Genomic DNA, 21,552 nt, shown 5'->3' on the forward strand with positions numbered 1-21,552 from the left:
TGCAGCTCTCACAATTAGTATTTGCACCAAAGAGATGACTTACTTACCATAACAACATTAGCTATTTTTGTTGAAGGTCAACATGCGAGTTCCTCATATTTATCAAGCAAGTTCCATTGAAATTGCCACCCCACTGCAATTAGAAGATGATGCCGCAGGCCACATTGGTCGCGTGTTACGTATGAAAGTTGGTGAGCATATTTCATTGTTTAATGGCCAAGGTGGCGAATACCGGTGTGAACTCATTGACGTTAGTAAGAAATCAGTCGTGGCAATGCCACTTTCATTTGCTGACAAAGACGTTGAATCACCACTTAGCATTCACTTAGGGCAAGGTATTTCCCGTGGCGATAAAATGGACTTTACGATTCAAAAATCGGTGGAGTTAGGGATCACTGAGATCACGCCGATTTTTAGCCAACGTTGCGGGGTTAAATTAAGCCCTGAAAGACTTGCAAAGAAACACCTACAATGGCAAAAAATAGCCATTGCAGCTGCCGAGCAATCAGGACGTAATACTATAACCACCATTCACCCACCGATTGATCTTAGCCAATGGCTTGCACAAAACAGTGACGAAATTAAACTGACCCTGCACCCTCGCGCGGAGCACAGCATCAAAACAATCCAAGTTCCCAGTGCTGGCGTACGCTTCTTAGTGGGTCCTGAGGGCGGTTTTACCGATGAAGAAATTGCGCAAACCAAACAACACGCATTTGTTGATATTCGTATTGGTCCACGTGTATTGCGAACTGAAACTGCCGCTTTAACGGTCTTAAGTGCATTACAGCTACAATTTGGCGATTTAGCTAATTGAAAATAGCTAAATCACCCTCATATCAATAGTAATATATTCAGTAAGGCAACGAACATGGCAATTAAGTTAGGTATAATTTCGGATCCGATCAGTGGATTTAACATCAAAAAAGACACTGGTTTTGCAATGATGATGCAAGCCCAAAACCGCGGCTATGAAATTTACTATATGGAAATGAATGATCTTTCATTACGTAAAGGCAAAGCCTATGCCACAGCAGCAAAAGCAACCGTATTTGACGATGTTAATCACTGGTATGAACTTGAAGAAAAGACCACCATCGCACTTGCTGATTTAGATGTTATTTTAATGCGAAAAGATCCGCCTTTTGATACTGAATACATTTACGCCACGTACATTTTAGAACGCGCAGAACTTGAAGGCACATTGATTATTAATAAGCCACAGAGTCTACGTGATGCGAACGAAAAATTATTTACAGCATGGTTTAGTGAGCATACTCCTGACACCTTAGTAACCCGTTGTAAACACCAAATTCGCGCATTCTTGGCCGAACATAAAGACATTATCCTAAAGCCTTTAGATGGCATGGGGGGCGCGTCGATTTTTCGTGTCACTGAACATGATGCCAACATCGGCGTTATCTGTGAAACACTCACCGAACACGGTAGTCGTTTTGCCATGGCACAAAATTATATCCCTGAAATCAAGCAAGGCGATAAACGTGTATTGGTAGTGGATGGTGAAGTGATCCCTTATTGCCTAGCTCGGATCCCGCAAAATGGTGAAACACGTGGTAATTTAGCCGCAGGTGGCCGCGGTGAAGCACGCCCGATCAGTGACTCTGACCGGAAAATTGCCGAAGCCGTAGCGCCAACATTAAAAGCGAAGGGACTTATATTTGTAGGCCTAGATATCATTGGTGATAAATTAACAGAAATTAACGTGACGGCACCAACCTGCGTAAAAGAAATTGAAGCCGCTTATGATATTTCAATTACTGGGCGCTTATTTGATGCCATAGAAAGAAAACTGAGCCATACTTAAATTTACTAACAATAAAGGGGTATCGTTATGCAATCATTAGAAAATCATTTTTTAATCGCAATGCCATCAATGCAAGACCCTTTTTTTAAACGTGCTGTCGCGTATATTTGTGAGCACAATGAAGACGGGGCTATGGGGCTGGTGATCAATCAGCCCATCAATATTACTGTCGGTGATTTACTCGACAAAATAGAGATCGATAACGACAAGTCAGCCCATGCCGCAAGTGTTGCTGTATTTGCAGGAGGGCCGGTAAAAACGGACCGTGGTTTTGTGCTGCATTCGCCAAAATCCGGTTATAGCGCAAGCCAAGAACTCAGCAGTGATATTATGATCACCACATCCAAAGACGTATTGGCCAGTTTAACCACAGCGCAAGCGCCGGAACAGTTTATTATTACACTCGGTTACTCTGGTTGGGAACAGGGGCAACTTGAGCAAGAACTGCTAGAAAATTCATGGCTTATTATTAAAGCTGATCCTGATATTATTTTTAACACTCCAATTGAACAGCGCTGGGAAAAAGCAGTCGCGACTCTTGGCATTGATATTAGCCAATTAAGTTCTGAAGTTGGCCACGCGTGAGCGTGGTCAAGCAGCAATATAACGCACAGAGATAACATGACAAAGAAACAACTAAAGCCCAAGGGTCAACGTACCGTAATGGGCTTTGATTTTGGTACCACCAGCATTGGCGTTGCAATTGGCCAAGAGTTAACAGGCACAGCCTCAAGTCTCACTGCAATTAAAGCAAAAGATGGCATACCTAATTGGGATTTTATTAAAAAGCATGTCGATGAATGGCAGCCTGATTTACTGGTTGTCGGTTTACCGCTCAATATGGATGGTAGTAATCAAGAAGTTACTTTCAAAGCTAAAAAGTTTGCCAACCGCTTACATAACCACTATGGACTTCCTGTAGAGACTCAGGACGAACGTTTAACCACTGCGGACGCCAAAGCACGTTTATTTGAACAAGGTGGTTACCGTAGCTTAGGTAAAGGCAATGTTGATAATATGTCGGCGGTTATTATTCTGGAAAGTTTCTTTGAACAAGCTTACCAGTGACTATCAAAACCACCTAAATGCAAAGCTTGCTGCGCGATGATCATATCAACAACATCACGGCGAATAAACTGACCACTAAAATCAGTGATACCTTGTGGCTGTCTTCCTGCTAAAAAATGCCTCTAATCATAATACACATCATCACGAATATTGATTTCAGTTGCTTGGTGTAATTGCGGCTGCTCAGCAGCCAAAGCAAAAAATGGTGTACTCACAATATGAGTGGTAGTCGTCACAAGTAACCATTTGATGCTTTTTTCATACTACTGACCTTTGGGCTCTAGCCCATCGATGGTAACTCCTTGTAAAAAGCCAGCTCCTTGCTGTTCATTGTTTCTAAGCTTAATCATCAAACGTAAATCGTTTGGTGAGTCAGCGTGGTGCAATGCATCAGCATAGTTAATTCGCTGCTGCTTATAAAGTTCAAACAATGCCTGATCAAAAGTTTGCATACCCATGTCTTTTGCTTTCGCCATGGCTTCTTTTATACCGCCAATGTCACCTTTTTTGATAAGCTCGCCAACAATTGGCGTATTCAGCAAAATTTCGATCGCAGCCACACGGCCATTGCCATCAGCGGTAGGCACTAACTGTTGCGCAATAATAGCGCGTAAATTTAAAGATAGGTCATATTTTAACTTGTCGTGCTTTTCTTTTGGCACTAAATGCATGATCCGATCAATCGCTTGGTTAGCATTATTAGCATGCAGAGTTGCCACACATAAATGCCCTGTTTCAGCAAAACTCAGTGCATATTCCATGGTCTCTTGTGAGCGTATTTCACCAATTAAAATAACATCTGGAGCTTGGCGCAATGAACTTTTAAGAGCCGATTCAAAGCTTTCCGTATCAAGGCCAACTTCACGTTGGGTAATAATACTTTTTCGATGTTCATGTACAAATTCAATGGGATCTTCAATAGTTAAAATATGTCCACGTTGATTACGGTTACGATAACCTAATAGTGCAGCAAGAGAGGTCGATTTACCCGTCCCAGTACCACCGACAAATAACACTAGGCCCCGCTTCGCCATGATCACATCTGTCAGCGTTGAAGGTAGACCAAGCTCTGTGACGTCTGGAATTTTTGTAACAATGCGGCGAATAACCATACCGGCACGATCACGTTGCCAAAATGCCGAGATCCTAAAACGCCCTTCATCAGTAGCAATTGCAAAATTACATTCTTTAGTACTATGAAATTCTGCTTTTTGTTTTTCATTCATCGCTGATTCAACTAACGCGAGCGACTCTTCATCTGATATTTTTTCGTCACCTAATGCAATCAACTCACCATTAATTTTAGCGCTGACCGGCAATTGACTTGAAACAAATAAATCAGACCCTTGCTTTTCAAGCATCAATCGTAAAAAGTAATCTAGAGAATGTGTCATTACTGTCCACCAAAGTTATTTTTATCTTGTGCTTTAGCGCGCGCCTCAGCATTGGTAACTACACCGTGGTTTACTAAATTAGTTAAACATTGATCCATCGTTTGCATACCGTGTGATGCACCTGTTTGAATAGATGAATACATTTGCGCAATTTTATCTTCGCGGATCAAGTTACGGATCGCAGGCACTGCAATCATAATTTCATGGGCTGCGACTCGTCCCCCGCCCACTTTTTTCAATAAAGTTTGTGAAATAACCGCACGCAATGATTCTGAAAGCATTGAGCGGATCATGCTTTTTTCTTCGCCAGGGAATACATCAATAATACGGTCAATGGTTTTTGGTGCTGAGGTAGTATGCAAAGTACCAAATACTAGATGACCAGTTTCAGCCGCGGTCATAGCAAGGCGAATGGTTTCTAAATCACGTAGCTCACCCACTAATATAACATCAGGGTCTTCACGCAAAGCGCTACGCAGTGCTGCAGAGAAACTATGAGTATCACGGTGAACTTCACGCTGGTTGATCAGTGATAATTTATTGTCATGAACAAACTCGATAGGATCTTCAATAGTTAAAATATGATGATGTTTATGTTGGTTAATATAATCGACCATTGCAGCTAAGGTGGTTGATTTACCAGAACCGGTTGGCCCAGTAACGAGTACCAAACCGCGTGGCGTATCTGAGATTGTTTTGAAGATATCGGGGGCGCCTAAATCATCGAGTGTTAAAACTTCGCTAGGGATAGTACGAAATACCGCTGCAGGGCCACGGTTTGAGTTAAAGGCATTAACACGAAAACGTGCTAAATTTGGCACTTCAAACGAAAAGTCCACTTCTAAGTTTTGTTCGTAGTCCTTGCGTTGATTATCGTTCATAATGTCGTAAACTAGGCTGTTCACATCTTTGTTTTCCAGCGCTGGTATATTAATACGTCGCACATCGCCATCAACACGGATCATTGGCGCAACCCCTGATGATAAGTGTAAATCGGATGCTTTGTGCTGCACACTAAAGGCCAATAATTCGGTAATATCCATTTATGACTCCACAACTAACTGATAATTATATGGTTACAATAGCAGAACGACTTAAATCCGCCTATGCTAGAATTGCCCTCGCGGCAAAAAAACATCATCGTAACGAAGGTGATGTTTGCTTGTTGGCTGTGTCGAAAACCAAGCCTGCTGATTTTATTTTAGCGGCTTATCAACAGGGCCACCGAGAATTTGGTGAATCATACGTCCAAGAAGCTGTAGATAAAATAACCCAACTAGCAAATTATAGCGATATAGTTTGGCATTTCATTGGCCCGATTCAATCAAATAAAACCGCGGCAGTGGCTGAACATTTTGACTGGGTACAGAGTGTTGACCGTGAGAAAATAGCAAAACGTTTAAACAGACAAAGGCCAACAGATAAAGCCCCGTTAAAAGTACTGATCCAAGTGAATATTAGTTTAGAAGAGACTAAGTCAGGTTGCCAGCCAGCGCAACTCGATACCTTAGCTGAATGCATTCACCACTGCCCGAACTTAGAGTTACGTGGGCTGATGGCTATTCCAGCAAAAACAGACGACAAGCAGCAACAAATACAATATTTTGAGCAATTACGGGCTTGCTTTGATAGACTTAAAGCCCAATATCCTCAAATAGACACCGTATCGATGGGGATGAGTGGTGATGTAGAAGCTGCGATTGCAGCAGGCTCAACCATGGTACGCATCGGCACGGATATTTTTGGCCAACGAAGCTAAGGTGATAACTAAGATATGACAGATAAAACAATTGCATTCATAGGCACAGGTAATATGAGCTACGCCATTATTGGCGGCATGGTAAAAAAAGGCTTTGCTGCATCGAATATTATTGCAACAAACCGTAACCAAGAAAAACTCGCTAAGGTAGCAGCAGATTTCGGGGTTAAAACCACCGCAGATAACAACGCAGCACTGCGTGATGCCGATGTTATTGTGTTATCTGTAAAACCGCAAATGATGGGCGATTTATGCCAATCTTTTCAAGATTCTGGTATCGACTTTAGCGATAAGCTATTTATCTCTGTGGCAGCAGGCTTAACCGTTAAACGGTTACGTGAAATGCTTGGTCAAGACGTTAAAATGGTCCGTTGTATGCCAAACACACCATCATTACTTGGTCGTGGTGTTTCAGGTTTATTTGGCGCAGGCGAAACTACGCAAGAGCACGAGTTTGTACAGCAAGTATTTGAATGTACGGGTATTGCTGTGTGGGTTGAGCAAGAATCCCAAATTAACGATGTTATTGCCGTAACGGGGTCATCACCGGCTTACTTTTTCTTATTTATGGAAGCTATCGAAGAAAAAGCCAAAGCGTTGGGCTTTAGTGATGAAGATGCACGTCGCTTAGTGCAGCAAACTGCACTAGGCGCAGCCGAAATGGCGGTATCGCAACCTGAAATCAGTATTTCACAGTTACGCGCTAATGTGACCTCAAAAGGCGGCACCACACACGCTGCAGTTGAGCATCTAAAAGCGCAAGGGCTAACTGGCACCGTCGCTGATGCAATGGATGCCTGTATCGCCCGTGCAGAACAAATGGAGCAAGAGCTTTAAAAGCGCTTAGCCCAATTTAATGTTTAAGGTTTTTTAATTAAGGTACGTTATGAACGCCATGCAATTTTTAATAAGCACATTATTCGATCTATTTTTAATGGTCGTATTGCTGCGCTTTTGGTTACAAGCCGCTAAAGCTGACTTTTACAATCCGTTGAGTCAGTTTGTAGTTAAAGCGACTTCATTTGCTGTAAACCCTCTGCGTAAAATTATTCCAGGTTTAGGTGGCTTAGATTTAGCCTCATTATTGCTGGCGTTCATTGTCGCTGCGGCAAAAATTACTGCGTTGATCTTTTTAGTGGGCGCAACTTGGGAGGTGGGCTTCGTACTCTTTAATGCCCTAGTAACAGTAGTTAAAGAAGGTCTAAACTTGCTGTTTTGGGTGTTAGTTATCCGCGCCTTATTGAGCTGGGTTAGCCAAGGCAATAACCCTATCGAAGCTGTTTTCCACCAATTAACAGAGCCAATGCTTAGACCTATTCGTAAAGTATTACCGCCACTTGGTGGTTTAGATTTATCAATTTTAGTGCTAATTATTGCACTACAATTTGCCCAATTTTTGTTTATGGATTTAATCCGTTAATCTCATTCTTCACACCGAGGCCTATAAATTTAGGCCTCTTACTTAAGAGCTTCCTATGAAAAAAATAGTGAGTATTTTATTCTTTGCATTAGCTGGTATTACATTTAGCGCTCACAGTGAGAAAATGCAAGGTGCGCAATATAAAGAGCTTGGCCCATGGCAAGTGCACTATATTGCTTTCCCATCTACGTTTGTTCAACCACAAATAGCCAAAGCTTACGGTCTAGAGCGTAGTGGTTACAAAGGGATTGTTAATATTTCAATTTTGAAAAATAATGCCGATGCAACAGCGCAAACAGCCACTCTTAAAGGTACAGCTAGAAATTTACTCGGCAATAAACAAACCTTAGATTTTAAAGAAGTCATTGAAGGCGACTCGATTTACTATCTTGCACAAGTTGATTTTACCAATGAAGAAATTCTTCGCTTTGAAGTTGAAATACAACAAGCTAACCAATTTCAAAAGCTGCAATTCCAGCAAAAATTTTATGTAGATTAAACCATGAAAAAAACCTTAGTTTTAGCCACAGGTAACCAAGGAAAGGTCAATGAATTAGCACAGATGCTAAGCCCGCTTGAAATAAACGTCGTACCACAAAGCGATTTTAACGTGTCAGCAGTCGCCGAAACTGGCACCACCTTTGTTGAAAATGCCATTATTAAAGCCCGCCATGCAGCAAAAGAAACCGGCTTACCAGCCATAGCCGATGACTCCGGTTTAGAGGTAGATGGGTTAAACGGTGCACCAGGAGTTTACTCTGCACGTTTTGCTGGAGAACAAGCCAGCGATCAAGATAATATAGATAAACTATTAAACGAACTTGCTGATAACCCTAACCGCAGCGCACGATTTTGGTGTGTATTAGTATTAATGCGCCACGCCGATGACCCTACCCCACTAATTTGCAGTGCGAGCTGGGAAGGTCAGATAACACAAAGCCAAGACGGTCAAGGTGGCTTTGGTTATGATCCCGTATTTTATGTTCCAGAACTTAAGTGCACCAGCGCTCAGCTGACTAAAGAACAAAAAAATGCTGTTAGCCATCGTGGCACAGCATTACAGCGCTTACTAACTGAGCTTAAGCTCAAAGGCGGCCTGTGAATTTACCACCGTTAAGCTTATACGTGCACGTGCCTTGGTGCGTGCAAAAATGCCCTTATTGTGACTTTAATAGTCACGGTCAAAAAGGCGATATTCCTGAAAAGGAATATGTACAACATCTCATTGATGATTTAAAAACCGACTTACACTTAGTGCAAGGGCGAAAAATTCACTCCATCTTTATTGGTGGCGGCACACCTAGTCTATTAACAGGTGATGCCTATGTAACATTGCTAAGCGCTGTTGAGCAATTAATTGGTCTGAGTGAACACTGCGAAATTACCTTAGAGGCCAACCCCGGCACCGTGGAAACTGGCCGTTTTAAAGAATACGTCGCAGCGGGAATTAATCGTATCTCAATCGGTGTGCAAAGCATGCAAAACGATAAGCTCAAAGCATTGGGACGAATTCACGGTGCAGATGAAGCAACGTATGCCGCACAGCAAGCCCATGACGCGGGCCTAACGAGCTTTAACCTTGATTTGATGCACGGCTTGCCTGGCCAATCATTAGATGATGCGCTGAGTGATTTGAAAAAAGTGATAGCCTTAAATCCGCCTCATATCTCGTGGTATCAACTGACAATTGAAGCCAATACCCAATTTGCTTCTAAGCCACCGACTTTGCCAGCGGATGACATTTTGTGGGATATTCAGGAGCAAGGCCAAGCACTGCTTGCAGCAGCAGGCTACCAGCAATATGAAATATCAGGCTACGCAAAACCAGGTTACCAATGCCAACACAACCTAAATTATTGGCGCTTCGGCGACTATTTAGGCATAGGCTGTGGTGCCCATGCTAAGGTAACTGACGCTAAAACAGGCATCATTACCCGAACTGAAAAAGTAAAGCATCCACGCGGATATATGGATCTAGCGAAGCCCTATTTATTTAAACAATGGCGAGTTGAACAACTAGACTTACCGTTTGAATTTTTTATGAATCGCTTGCGGTTATTTGAACCATGCCCAATCAATGACTTTACTGCATTAACGCAATTACCACTGCAAAGCCAAGCCAAGGCACTACAACAAGCAGTAGTAAAGGGGTTGCTCATACAAACGGATAACCATTGGCAAGTAAGCCAAAAAGGTCATCGTTTTTTAAACGACCTGCTAGAATTATTTGTGTAATTACCTCTGGTGATTACTTCATTTTAATAATAACTAATAACCTGTAATGGTTTCTAACAACAAAAGGGAAAACATGCGTAAACTTACCTTTATCGCCGCCGCAGTGAGTATTGCACTGCTAGGTGGTTGCCAGCAAACACCTGAGCAATCAAGCACACCCGTTGTACAATCACAGCCTGTGCAAAGTGAAATAGACAAAGCCAATGCATTTTTCGAAGATACCTTCAACCGCGATGTAATGAGCAGCCCGGTTTACCAAACTTATATGGGTATCAAAAAAGATTATGACAAATGGGATGACGGCAGCGAAGCTCGCGTGCAAAAAGATCATCAACAAACCAAAGATGATTTAGTTGCCCTAAATGCGATTAACCGTGACTTGCTAGATGACACCACAAAAGTAAGTTATGACCTAAAAAAACAAGAGCTTGAAGAAAGCATTGCCGACTTTAAATGGCGTTACCACAACTACCCTGTAAACCAAATGTTTGGTACTCACTCGATGATCCCAGCATTTTTAATCAACCAACATCAAATTACTGATGTGGCTGATGCAAAAGCGTATATCTCACGTTTAAATGGTGTAACAACCGTAATAGATCAATTGATCAAAGACTTAGATGTACGTGCTGATAAAGGCATTATCGCCCCGAAGTTTGTGTTCCCACATGTGATTGATTCAAGCAAAAACATCATTCACGGTGCGCCGTTTGAAGCGGGTGAAGACTCAACTTTACTAGCTGACTTTAAACGTAAAGTTACAGCTCTTGAAATCGCTCAAGCTGATAAAGACGCGCTAATCACAGATGCTGAAAAAGCCCTAAAAGCCGCTGTTAAGCCATCTTATTCTAAGCTAATTAATTATTTAGCGCAGCTTGAAAAGCGTGCTGATGATCGCGATGGTGCCTGGAAGTTCCCTGACGGCGAAGCGTTTTATAATAATGCCTTAGCGCGTACTACTACCACAGATTTAACCGCGAAAGAAATTCACAGCATTGGTTTAGCTGAGGTTTCACGTATTCATGATGAAATGCGCGAAATCAAAGAAAAAGTCGGCTTTAAAGGCGATTTAAAAGCGTTTATGCAGTTTATGAAAACCGATAAGCAGTTTTACTTACCAAATACTGAAGCCGGTAAGCAGCAATACCTCGATGAAGCGACTGCACTGATCGACAACATGAAATCACGCTTAGACGAACTATTCATTGTAAAGCCAAAAGCAGACATGATCGTGAAGCGTGTCGAAGCATTCCGTGAAAAAGCAGCAGGTAAAGCATTTTATCAACAGCCTGCACCGGATGGCTCGCGCCCAGGTATTTACTACGCCAACCTTTATGATATGGAAGCAATGCCAACTTACCAAATGGAAGCGCTGGCTTACCACGAAGGTATTCCGGGTCACCACATGCAAATTGCCATTTCGCAAGAGCTTGAAGGCGTACCTAAGTTCCGTAAATTTGGTGGTTACACTGCCTACATTGAAGGCTGGGGTTTATACTCTGAATTACTACCAAAAGAAATGGGCTTATATGAAGACCCTTATTCTGACTTTGGTCGCTTATCAATGGAGCTATGGCGCGCATGTCGCTTAGTTGTAGATACCGGTATCCACGAAATGAAGTGGACTCGTCAACAAGGTATTGATTACTACGTGAATAACACACCAAATGCCACGTCAGACGGCGTTAAAATGGTGGAGCGTCACATTGTAATGCCTTCGCAAGCAACGGCTTATAAAGTGGGCATGCTGAAGATTTTAGAACTAAGAGAAGCTGCGAAAGTGAAACTTGGTGATAAGTTTGATATTCGCCAATTCCACGATGTTGTACTTAAAAATGGCGCAGTGCCACTTAACGTACTTGAGAGCTTTGTTGATCAATGGGTTGAAAGTAAATTAGCCATGTAACCAGCTCGGCTATATAACAAATTCAAAGGTCGCACTCGCGGCCTTTTTTATTGCCCATATTATTGAGAAACACTTGACCAGTGAAGGCGTTAGGCTAGGATAGATTGATAAAACGAAGAAGAGAGCAACAATGGACGCCTGTATTAACCAACTAAACCAACAAATGCAACAGCATCAGTTACCAGCCATTGTTGATTCATTTGTGCGCTTATCTGACACACAGCAAACGCTGCAATTACTGCATTTGTATGAAAGCGCCCAACGAATGAGCGTAAAATATGCTTACTTACAAAATATTGCCACACGGATACTAACCCAACACTCACTACCAACTGCCATGATAAACCAGTTAAATAACATCGATCAGCTAAGCTTTTTTACTCCGGGGTTAAAGTTTAATCATGGTTTTACGCAGCAAAACCAACAGCAAAAAAATGTCTTACACAGCTTATTCAGCGAATCTGATAATACTAAATTACCGTTTAATTATGTTCGTTCATTGATGCTCTTTGAAAGTAACGAAAATTTACTGCAAGCATTAGCACAAATTAATAATGTAGGGCTCACCCCAGTTGCAAGCTATATAGCAAGTAATCCTAATCAGCACTCTTTACCTAAACATGAATTTTCAGCGTTATTAGCATTAATGGAAGTTGAGCTAAAACAAAATAAAGGCAATATAAATACCGCCGCTTTCTTAAAAGCATTACTCACATTAAGCCATTCAATAACTGGGCAACTCAGCGAAGATAAAATACTCCTCTGCGGTGCTTACTTACGCTGTAAAACAGCGCAAGTTGAGCGCTACCTTGTACAAAATAAATGAAATTAATCTGACAAGTAATATTCTACACTGGTTACAACTCGTACTTTTTTTATTTGTGGGGTGTTTGAATCTCGGTCAATAATACTGAATTGCCCTTGTCTTGCAGTGCGGATTTTACCAAGCTTAGATTGTGAATCTTTGGCAAACTTAAGAGCAACTTCACGGGCTTTCTCAGTGGCCTCTTGCACCATTTCTGGCTTGATATCATTTAAGCCAGTAAACATGTATTCAACTCGGGTTTCATAATTATCTTGTACAATTGCAATACCTTGCTTTGCCAACTGCCCCACCTTTGTTAAAGCATTTTGTACTTTATCAGGTTGCTGTGAATACACAGTGATATTAGCACGGGCAATATAACGAAATTGCTGATTCTCAGCGCCATATTCGCGCGCTTGTTTATCAACGATTGATTGTTTACTCAAGCTTATTTCTTGATCATCAAAACCATGTAGCTTCAAAAAGGCGACTACGGCAGTGCTTTTTTGCTCAACCCGCTCAACCAGCTTTTCTAAATTATTATCTGCATCACTAAATTGCACAGGCCAGATAACGGTATCAGCTACAACTTCACGCTCAGCAAGTCCTTTAACTTCAACTGTGCGCTCCATATTTTTTACATCAAGTGCCGCTGATTTTAAAATCCAACCACAACCTAAAATAGCGATGCTTAATACGGCAGCGCCAAGTAATTGGTAATATCCATTTGGCTTATTCATTTACGTTCCTTTGATATTAATCATTAATTTATGGGTATATAGACTCGAAAAATTGACCTAAACAGGTTACATTGAGCATATACCCAAACCACCTCAAGATGCGAGTGTCGTTAGCAAAAAGATTCTCTTGCATCACCTCGCAAGAAAACATACAACCAGCAAGGATAGGCCATGAGTGTAAAACGCATTAGTCAGTTTTTTAACCCTACATCAGTTGCCGTAATTGGTGCCTCTAATAATGTTTCTCGGGCAGGGTTTGTGGTAATGCGTAACTTATTACAAGGCGGATTTAACGGCCCGATAATGCCAGTAAGCCCAACACACAGCGCCGTACATGGCGTACTAGCCTACCCATCAATTGCTTCCCTACCGAAAGTTCCCGACCTTGCGGTGATCTGCACAAACAAGCACACATTGCAGACAATTATTGCTGAATTAGGTGAATTTGGTTGTAAAAATGCCGTAGTGATTGCGGCAGGACTTAATTATGAACAAAAAATAGCACTGCAAGATGCAGCAAAAAAAGCCAAAGTATCACTACTAGGCCCCAATTGTTTGGGTTTACTGATCCCCCATATTGGCCTTAATGCGAGCTTTTCTCACACTGTTGCCAGCGAAGGAAAAATAGCCTTTGTATCGCAATCAGCAGCGGTATGTTCAACCATTTTAGATTGGGCTAAAAATAAAGAAATTGGTTTTTCTTATTTTGTATCTATGGGAGATTGTTTAGATATTGATTTTGCTGAGTTGTTAGACTTTCTAGGTCGCGATGCCAAAACTAAAGCTATTTTGCTCTATATTGATAATATCGAAAACATACGTAACTTTATTTCCGCCGCTCGCGCTGCCGCGTTTAGTAAACCAGTGATCGCCATTAAAACCGGCAAAACAGCCGCAGGAGCACTCGCGGCAGAAATTCACACCGGCGGAAAACAAAGTTCAGATGCTGTATATGATGCGCTATTTCAACGCGCTGGTATGCTACGAGTAAATGATCTCACAGAGCTGTTCGCTGCCACACAAACCCTTGCCATGCACCCTAAGCTATTAAAAGTAGAGCAACTAACTATTTTAACCAATGGCGGCGGTCCTGGTGTTATGGCCGTTGATAGCCTATTGCAAAGTTCCGGCAAGCTTACGCAACTAAGCGAAGAAACACGCTGCGCGTTAAACAAGGTGATCCCACAGTCAGATATGACCTCTAACCCGGTGGATATTTTTGGTGATTCAGCCCCCGCGCGCTACCAGCAAGCGCTAGAAATTTTACTGCACGCAAAAGAAGTGAAGAACTTACTGATCATTCACACGCCATCAGCACTGGCACCTAGCGAAGATTATGCGTTGATCATTGCACAGACGCTCAATAAGCTACCGAAAATGGCACGTCCTTATGTGATCACAAACTTTATGGGTGAAGATGCCGCCTATGCTGCACGTCGCTTGTGTAGTAACTACGGTATTCCGACTTATCGCACACCAGAGGGCGCCGTTCGTGCCTTTATGCACTTAGTCAGTTATCGCCGCAACCAAAAACACCTTACACAAACTCCGGAATCAAATACAGACGATGCAAAAATTAATAAACAAGCCGCAAAAGCCATCGTTAATGAATTTTTAGCAGAGCAGCAAAGCTACTTATCAACCCATCAAGCGAGTCAAATACTGGCTCACTACGGAGTTGAATGTATTCAAACTGAAGTAGCATACACACCAACAGAAGCGAAAGAGCAAGCTATCGAGTTAGGTTTTCCTGTTGCATTGAAACTGATAAGCCCTAGCATCCCATCTAAATCTGAAGTCGGTGGCGTAGTGCTTAACCTAAATGATGCCCAAGAAGTTGAGCAAACCGCCTTTGCAATGCTGTTACGGATTAAAAACACCTATCCCGACGCCATCATTGAAGGTTTTTCATTACAAAAAATGGCCCCCCGTGCAGGCGCAAATGAACTGCGTATCGCCATCAAAACAGAGCCAAATTTTGGCCCGGTTATTTTACTTGGGGAAGCCGGCACTGGCCTTGAATTTGCTCAAGCAGCGGTCGCTTTGCCGCCATTAAATATGAACTTAGCAAAATACTTAATTGCCGCAGCTCATGATAAAGGCGTACTCAAAGACCGAGTACTACCAGAAAAAGTCGATAAGTATCGCCTCTGTGCGCTACTGACCCGTATTTCGCAGTTAGTGATTGATCAACCTGATATCACTTCTGTAGAGCTAAACCCGATTTTAGCCAGTAACGGACAATTCTTAGTCCTCGATGCCACCATGACTTTAAGCCGCTACCAAATACAGTCGCACCGTAAGCGCTTATCAATCCGCCCTTATCCAATTGAATTGGTTAAGCAAGTAACGCTCAAAAATAATACTCAAGCGACACTGCGACCCATAAAACCTGAAGATGAACAAGCCCATCAAGAGTTTGATCAATCACTTACAAAAGAAGATCGCTACAAACGTTTCTTTGGTGAGTTGCCACAATTTAACCATGATCAACTCGCGAAAATGACGCAGATTGATTACGATCGTGAAATGGCCTTTATTATCACGCAAGACAACGCAACGCTTGGTGTCTCTCGGGTATTAATGGATCCTGACAAACTCCATGCCGAATTTGCTATTGTGGTACGTTCAAACTGCCAAGGGCTTGGCTTAGGTGGTTTGTTAATGCGAGCAGCCATTGAGTATTGCCGCAGCCAAGGGGTACAATTTATTGAAGGTATCACCCTACCAGAAAACACCGGTATGATTGAATTAGCCCGTAAGTTAGGTTTTAAGATCAGTCGTGATTTTGAAGAAGGCAGCATTAACATGGTACTTAATCTCAATAAATAAACACGGATAAGAACTTGAAAAACTTACGACAACGCACAGCTTTACTACTCGAGGGCAATGGTGAATATCGCCAAATCGGCCACATCATCGACATATTTTTAATAACGCTGATAATGGTTAATGTGATTGCGATTGTCCTTGAATCTGTCGTTACTCTAGCTCATCACTATAAACAGGCATTTTTAATACTCGAGATCGGCTCGGTGAGTATATTTGCTGTCGAATATTTATTACGTTTTTGGTCATGCGTTGACCGCGTAGAATACAAAAGCTTAGAGTGCAGTGACTTTAAACGCCGCTTAAAGTACTTAATTTCCCCGCTCGCTATCATAGATTTATTAGCTATTTTACCAACACTACTGATGATGTTTATCACGTTTGATTTACGTTTCTTAAGGGTATTTAGGCTGCTCAGGATCTTTAAACTGACCCGCTACTCACGGGCTATGCAGCTACTATTGCAATCATTCCGAGAAGAAAGTGGTTCACTTATCGCTGCATTTTTTATCATGGCCGTGGTGCTCATTTTAGCCTCTTGTGGCATTTATTTAATTGAACATGATGTTCAGCCAGATAAATTTGGCTCCATTCCTGCGGCAATGTGGTGGGCAATGGCAACCCTAACAACGGTAGGCTACGGCGATGTTGTGCCCGTAACACCATTAGGCCGTATTTTTGGCGGTGTAATAACACTACTCAGTATGGGGATGGTGGCTATTCCGACAGGTTTACTTGCTTCAAGTTTCTCAGAGCAATTACGCAAACGTCGCGTACTTTTTTGTGATGCCGTGCATGAATGCCTTCATGACGGTAAGCTAGATGATGATCAGCTAGAGCATTTAGAACACTTACGTTGTAAGCTTGGCCTGAGTAAACAAGAAGCAAATAAAGCAATTAAATCTCAACTAAGTGCACGTACTAAAAATCTTTATTGCCGTCACTGTGGTGAACGCCAAGACTAGCAAAGCTTAAGTTCAAGCTTTGTTGCCAACACCACAATTAATTAGATTATGGTGTTGGTTCTCAACAAGGTTATTACTCTTCGTTAAACAATGAACGCCAATCTTTGCTTAATAATGCACTTACATCATCACCTGGAATTGGTTTACTAAACAAGTATCCTTGAAATAAATTACAGCCTAAGTTGCGTAAAAAGGTCAGCTGTTGCGCCGTTTCAACCCCTTCAGCAACACATTCTTTACCTAAGCTTTTTGCTAATGCCAGCGTTGACTCAATAATCGCTTCATCATCGCTATCTATACCAATATCAGTCACAAAACTACGGTCAATTTTTAGCACATCGATAGGAAAACGCTTTAAATATGTTAAAGACGCATAGCCAGTACCAAAATCATCCATATATAAACGACAACCTAACTGCTTCAATTTCGACATACTCGCTAGAGCTTGTGAAGAATCATGCATCAACACGGACTCTGTAATTTCAAACACCACTGAGCTGGCCGACACATCTGCAGAAACCAATGCTGCGCGGATCTCTTCAACTAACGATTTATATTCAAAATCCAATGCCGAAAGATTAATAGATACATATAAGTCAGGTCTTTGCTGTTGCCACTGTTTCAGCTCTATCAATGCTCTAGCCAAGGTTTGCAGCATAATCTTGGTGATCAAACCAACACTCTCTGCCGCAAGTGCAAACTCTTGTGGTTTATAAGTGGTGTTTTCCGGCCAACGCAGCAATACTTCAAGCCCATCTGCTTGGTGAGTTTTAGCATTAACAATGACTTGGTAATGATTACAAAATTCGCAGTTCTGATAGGCTTGGGTTAATTGCGATTCCAAGTGTAAGGCGCGCTGCACATGTTGATTCATTTCTTGCTTGTAAAATTGATAACAGCCTTCCAAGCTCTTTTTAGAATGATAAAGTGCTATATCAGCGGCTTTTATTAAATCCTTCGCATTGAGCGCATCATCGGGAGCCATAGCAACACCAATGCTTAAACTGATACTAATGGCCTGATCATGAATGATAATATTGTCATTCATACTAGCCATCAATTTAACACATAATAAAACCACCTCTTCGATTTGTTGAATACCTTCGACTAGCAGCATAAATTCGTCGCCACTGAAACGAGCAACACTATCTTTGGCTTGCAAACGCGATTTCAACCTTAGAGCCACTGCTTTTATGATCTCATCAGCAGCTTCATGCCCTAGCGAGTCATTAAAATATTTAAAGCGCTTAATATTAATATTAAGCAGTGCAGCTTTTGTATTTTGGGCTTTGGCTTGCTCAAGCGCATGCTCAACTCGGTCATTAAATAAAGTGCGATTTGGTAAGCCGGTTAAGCTGTCGTAATTTGCTAATACAAACAATTCATTCTCTGCCAGCTTTTGCGCATTTATATCAGTTAAAATCACAACGTAACTTTCTAAGCGTTGCTCAGAATCAGCAACGGCACTCACCTTGATCAACACATGGCGCGGCTCGCCATTGGCAAGATATACGGTATCTTCAGCAGAAAAATGCTCACCGACTTGTAATTCTTTCATAACCCGTAAGTAATTAACGCGAACACTGCGGCTTAGCCCTAAATGTAATGAACAACTAGAACGATACTCAACCGGGAAATCAAATGCACTTTGTAATGCTTTGTTGGTCGCTAAAATTCGTAAACTTTTATCTAAAATAAATACCCAGTCGCGGGTTTGCTCAAACGCAGCACCAAATAAGCGCGCACGCTCTTCAAACACTAATTCACGTGTCATATTAGTGTAAGTGCCAGCTACTTTGTCCGGTGTAGTACCTTGCCACGCAACGACTTTGCCAAAATCTTTATACCAGCGCCAATGCCCTGATTTATGACGTAGTCGATAAGTACAATTAAAGTACCCCTTTTCTGTTGATAAAAACTCTAACCACTCGATACGAAAATTTTGTTTATCTTTAGGATGAATTTTAGCTAAATAATCATCCAAATTAACCGATTCAACATCATAGCCGAGTTCATTTTTAAGTCGTGGTTGATAAATGATTGGACTGCTGGAATGCCAGTCCCATACCCCTGAACGACTCCCCTCTAAGGCTAGCTTTAAGCGCGCTTCACTTTCTTGACTTTCTCTATGAGCTGCAAGCAATAGCTGCTGGATCCGGTTACGACGCATAACCCAACTGGCAATTAAGACAAAAAACACTAACGCATAAAGCACCATAAATTGAGGTGCTCGCCATAGTGGATACTTAACCACAATATCCAGCACGGCCGGTGCAGTGTAATCTCCAGTCATTGGATCTGTCGCCCAAACTTTTAATTGATATCGACCGGGATTTAATTTTGGAAACAGCACTCGATTATTATTACGAGTGTAAGACTTCTGCCCATCTGAGAGTTGGTATTCGTAAATAATACGTTCTTGATAGTTAAATGCCATCGCCGAAAAAGCCACTTCAAGACCAATATCATCATGTTCTAAAACAATTTTTTTGATCGGTTGTTTGAGATCAGTCGACAATTCACGCGACATTAAATCAATACTGGTGATATTAACGTGATCAATTAAGCCATGTTTGGGGTGATTATCATTTGGATAAAAGTATGTAAACCCCTTTAATGTGCCATACACTATTTGTCCGGTTTTTAAACGCGTAACTGCACCACTGTTAAACTCTGTAGAGGCCAAGCCTTCTGAAGTCGTAAATTGTTGAAAGTGCTTATTCTCAGGGTTTAGTCGCCAAATACCTTTATGACTACTCATCCAAATCATGCCCGTATCATCTAATACCATGTCATACATTAAAGTGCCGAGCTTATTTTTATCTAAGTCGATGGTATAAAGTAACTGGTAGGTCGTTGCATCGAGGCCAATTAGCCCAAAGTTAGATAAGCTGATCCACAGCACATTATTATTATCAACAACATAAGACATCACGTTCACAGCAAGATTTTCATGCTGCTCAGGAACAGTATAAATTTTTGTCAAAGCAAACGTATTTGGATCAACCTGATATAACACCCCAGCATTAAAAAACAGCGGTGATTCAGGTTTGGTAGATAATGGCGGAAAGAAACCGTAAGCCAAAAACGGTTCAAAACTTTCAAACTCACCACCTAAAGGAGTTATTATTTGACTATCAACATTATAAACAAACATGCCATGATCGGAATGAACATAAAATAAGTCACCAGTGGGCATTAAGGTGGAACCATGTACCCAGCCTGTGATCAGATGTTGTTGACTAGGATCGGCCGTTTTAGCAGGAAAAACTTCATGACTCTGTGGATCAAAGCTGAATATACCGCGATTAGTATGCAGCCATAGCCTATTCTTGTAGGGAGTGATTTTATAAACATTAAACTCAGTGGTAAATAAATCTGCTAAATAGTCTTTTAAAAATACCTGTCCTTGATTAGTTTTTAAATCAACTGCAGTTAAGCCATTATGAGTCGCTAACCAGAGCTTGTTTTCAAACTCGGTTATCCCCCAAATAGAAGGATGTGACAGCCCATCACCAGTCAGCATACTGGCATTCACATTTTCAAAATGATAATTGTCATAAGGTAAATAAAATGCCCCATCACTTTTTGTGGCAGCCCACATAGCACCATTTTTATCTTTTACGATATCGAGAATACTTGAATCTGAAAGTGAGTATTTACTTTCTTCTAGCCTTTTGTTTTTAATGAGTTCGCCAGTAGTTAAATTTAATTTGAATAAACCCTTATCTGTACCAAGTTCAAGAGTGCCGTGTTCATTAATTATTTTCCAAACATTAAGATCGGCAAGAATAGTTTTATTTGTAAAAGGGATATCTGGGCGTTCAAACATAGTAGGTAAATCACTAATATCAACTTGATACAAGCCGCGTACTGCCCCCACATACAATTGTTCATTTTCGCCAATGGCTAGTGACTTTACATAATTTTGATAGGCATGCTCAGGCTCTTTACTTAAGTGCTCTAACTTTCGATATTGCCCCGTCGAGATATGATAAACATAAGCACCGCTACTGGCCGCGATAAAAATATAATCTTTATAATGTAATAAATTACGGATCATTGTACCGCGAGTACGCTCTTCGGGTAATTCAAAGATTGTTTCAATCTGCCCCGTGGCTAAATCAAGACGAGCAAAATCCCAGCCCCGTCCTATCCATAATGACTTGTCATCAGTTGCGAGCATAGTAAATACAGACTGACTTAAGACTTGCTCTTCACTTATAGGTTTTGATAGAAACTGCTGGTAACTATCAGTACTAGGATCATAACGAAACAGCCCAGCAACTAATGAAGAAATCCAAATATAACCTGCAGGGTCTTGATAAATAACATCAATTATCGCTTCATCTAACTCGCCATTAGGCCCCGCTATGTGCACAACTTGATAGCCGTCGTAACGATTCAAGCCACCTTCTGTCGCGAGCCATAAATAGCCACTGTTATCGATTAGCATATTACTTACATAGCTTTGTGACAAACCTTCACTGGGCGATAAACGTTTTACCTGTGCTAAAGAAAATTGGCTAGCAACTGCACAGGCGGCTAACCAACATAAAATACAAGCCTTAAACCATTTAGCCATTTAAATTTCCACGTCTTTGTT

18 protein-coding genes are annotated in these 21,552 nt (G+C 41.5%); 14 read left to right on the forward strand and 4 right to left on the reverse strand.

What is annotated here, in order from left to right:
* Positions 1–82: 82 nt before the first annotated feature.
* From rsmE to ruvX, 4 genes are read left to right on the forward strand one after another with little or no spacing between them, the layout of a single operon-like run.
* The gene (rsmE, locus tag PHAL_RS0109600; protein ID WP_016708186.1) at positions 83–817 is read left to right on the forward strand and encodes a 16S rRNA (uracil(1498)-N(3))-methyltransferase; all 735 of its coding nucleotides are present in this window, start codon (positions 83–85) and stop codon (positions 815–817) included.
* 54 nt (positions 818–871) lie between these two features.
* Entirely contained in the window at positions 872–1,825 is a 954-nt protein-coding gene (gene gshB / locus PHAL_RS0109605) for a glutathione synthase (protein WP_016708187.1), read from the forward strand.
* 27 nt (positions 1,826–1,852) lie between these two features.
* Positions 1,853–2,410 carry a YqgE/AlgH family protein gene (locus PHAL_RS0109610; RefSeq protein WP_016708188.1) on the forward strand — a complete coding sequence of 186 codons (558 nt, stop codon included), beginning with the start codon at positions 1,853–1,855 and terminating at the stop codon, positions 2,408–2,410.
* Between the two features lie 36 nt (positions 2,411–2,446).
* Positions 2,447–2,893: a Holliday junction resolvase RuvX gene (gene ruvX / locus PHAL_RS0109615; RefSeq protein WP_016708189.1), complete on the forward strand. Its 447-nt coding sequence runs from the start codon at positions 2,447–2,449 to the stop codon at positions 2,891–2,893.
* A gap of 263 nt (positions 2,894–3,156) precedes the next feature.
* Here ruvX and PHAL_RS0109625 read toward each other — a convergent pair whose 3' ends face one another.
* Both PHAL_RS0109625 and PHAL_RS0109630 read right to left on the reverse strand, forming a co-directional pair.
* A complete protein-coding gene (locus PHAL_RS0109625) occupies positions 3,157–4,287 on the reverse strand; it encodes a PilT/PilU family type 4a pilus ATPase (RefSeq protein WP_016708191.1) in 1,131 nt (376 codons plus the stop codon).
* Positions 4,287–5,330, reverse strand: a complete 1,044-nt coding sequence (locus tag PHAL_RS0109630; protein ID WP_016708192.1) for a type IV pilus twitching motility protein PilT — start codon at positions 5,328–5,330, stop codon at positions 4,287–4,289. Before PHAL_RS0109630 ends, PHAL_RS0109625 begins: the two co-directional genes overlap by 1 nt.
* Positions 5,331–5,332: 2 nt before the next feature.
* Here PHAL_RS0109630 and PHAL_RS0109635 point away from each other — a divergent pair, with 2 nt between their 5' ends.
* From PHAL_RS0109635 to PHAL_RS0109670, 8 genes are all read left to right on the forward strand, one after another.
* Positions 5,333–6,046 (forward strand): YggS family pyridoxal phosphate-dependent enzyme, encoded by a 714-nt coding sequence (locus tag PHAL_RS0109635; protein ID WP_016708193.1) that lies wholly within the window; start codon positions 5,333–5,335, stop codon positions 6,044–6,046.
* Positions 6,047–6,061: 15 nt separating this feature from the next.
* Positions 6,062–6,883: a pyrroline-5-carboxylate reductase gene (gene proC / locus PHAL_RS0109640; protein WP_016708194.1), complete on the forward strand. Its 822-nt coding sequence runs from the start codon at positions 6,062–6,064 to the stop codon at positions 6,881–6,883.
* A gap of 49 nt (positions 6,884–6,932) precedes the next feature.
* Entirely contained in the window at positions 6,933–7,466 is a 534-nt protein-coding gene (locus PHAL_RS0109645) for a YggT family protein (protein ID WP_016708195.1), read from the forward strand.
* Positions 7,467–7,521: 55 nt separating this feature from the next.
* A complete protein-coding gene (locus tag PHAL_RS0109650; RefSeq protein WP_016708196.1) occupies positions 7,522–7,965 on the forward strand; it encodes a DUF4426 domain-containing protein in 444 nt (147 codons plus the stop codon).
* 3 nt (positions 7,966–7,968) lie between these two features.
* On the forward strand, positions 7,969–8,568 hold the full coding sequence (locus PHAL_RS0109655; RefSeq protein ID WP_016708197.1) for an XTP/dITP diphosphatase: 600 nt from the start codon (positions 7,969–7,971) through the stop codon (positions 8,566–8,568).
* Entirely contained in the window at positions 8,565–9,701 is a 1,137-nt protein-coding gene (gene hemW / locus PHAL_RS0109660) for a radical SAM family heme chaperone HemW (protein WP_016708198.1), read from the forward strand. The genes PHAL_RS0109655 and hemW overlap by 4 nt, the downstream gene beginning before the upstream one ends.
* A 73-nt stretch (positions 9,702–9,774) precedes the next feature.
* Positions 9,775–11,607 carry a DUF885 domain-containing protein gene (locus PHAL_RS0109665; protein ID WP_016708199.1) on the forward strand — a complete coding sequence of 611 codons (1,833 nt, stop codon included), beginning with the start codon at positions 9,775–9,777 and terminating at the stop codon, positions 11,605–11,607.
* A 130-nt stretch (positions 11,608–11,737) separates the two neighbouring features.
* Entirely contained in the window at positions 11,738–12,433 is a 696-nt protein-coding gene (locus PHAL_RS0109670; protein WP_016708200.1) for a hypothetical protein, read from the forward strand.
* A 2-nt stretch (positions 12,434–12,435) separates the two neighbouring features.
* Here PHAL_RS0109670 and PHAL_RS0109675 read toward each other — a convergent pair whose 3' ends face one another.
* Positions 12,436–13,152 carry an SIMPL domain-containing protein gene (locus PHAL_RS0109675; RefSeq protein WP_016708201.1) on the reverse strand — a complete coding sequence of 239 codons (717 nt, stop codon included), beginning with the start codon at positions 13,150–13,152 and terminating at the stop codon, positions 12,436–12,438.
* A 171-nt stretch (positions 13,153–13,323) separates the two neighbouring features.
* Between PHAL_RS0109675 and PHAL_RS0109680 the strand changes: the two genes are divergently transcribed.
* A complete protein-coding gene (locus PHAL_RS0109680; RefSeq protein WP_016708202.1) occupies positions 13,324–15,984 on the forward strand; it encodes a bifunctional acetate--CoA ligase family protein/GNAT family N-acetyltransferase in 2,661 nt (886 codons plus the stop codon).
* A gap of 14 nt (positions 15,985–15,998) precedes the next feature.
* Positions 15,999–16,946 (forward strand): ion transporter, encoded by a 948-nt coding sequence (locus PHAL_RS0109685; protein WP_016708203.1) that lies wholly within the window; start codon positions 15,999–16,001, stop codon positions 16,944–16,946.
* Positions 16,947–17,019: 73 nt separating this feature from the next.
* On the opposite strand, the gene PHAL_RS0109690 is transcribed toward PHAL_RS0109685, so the two are convergent.
* A complete protein-coding gene (locus PHAL_RS0109690; RefSeq protein WP_016708204.1) occupies positions 17,020–21,531 on the reverse strand; it encodes an EAL domain-containing protein in 4,512 nt (1,503 codons plus the stop codon).
* Between the last annotated feature and the right edge of the window lie 21 nt (positions 21,532–21,552).

Source organism: Pseudoalteromonas haloplanktis ATCC 14393 (genome assembly GCF_000238355.1).
In the GTDB taxonomy this organism is placed as follows: domain Bacteria; phylum Pseudomonadota; class Gammaproteobacteria; order Enterobacterales; family Alteromonadaceae; genus Pseudoalteromonas; species Pseudoalteromonas haloplanktis.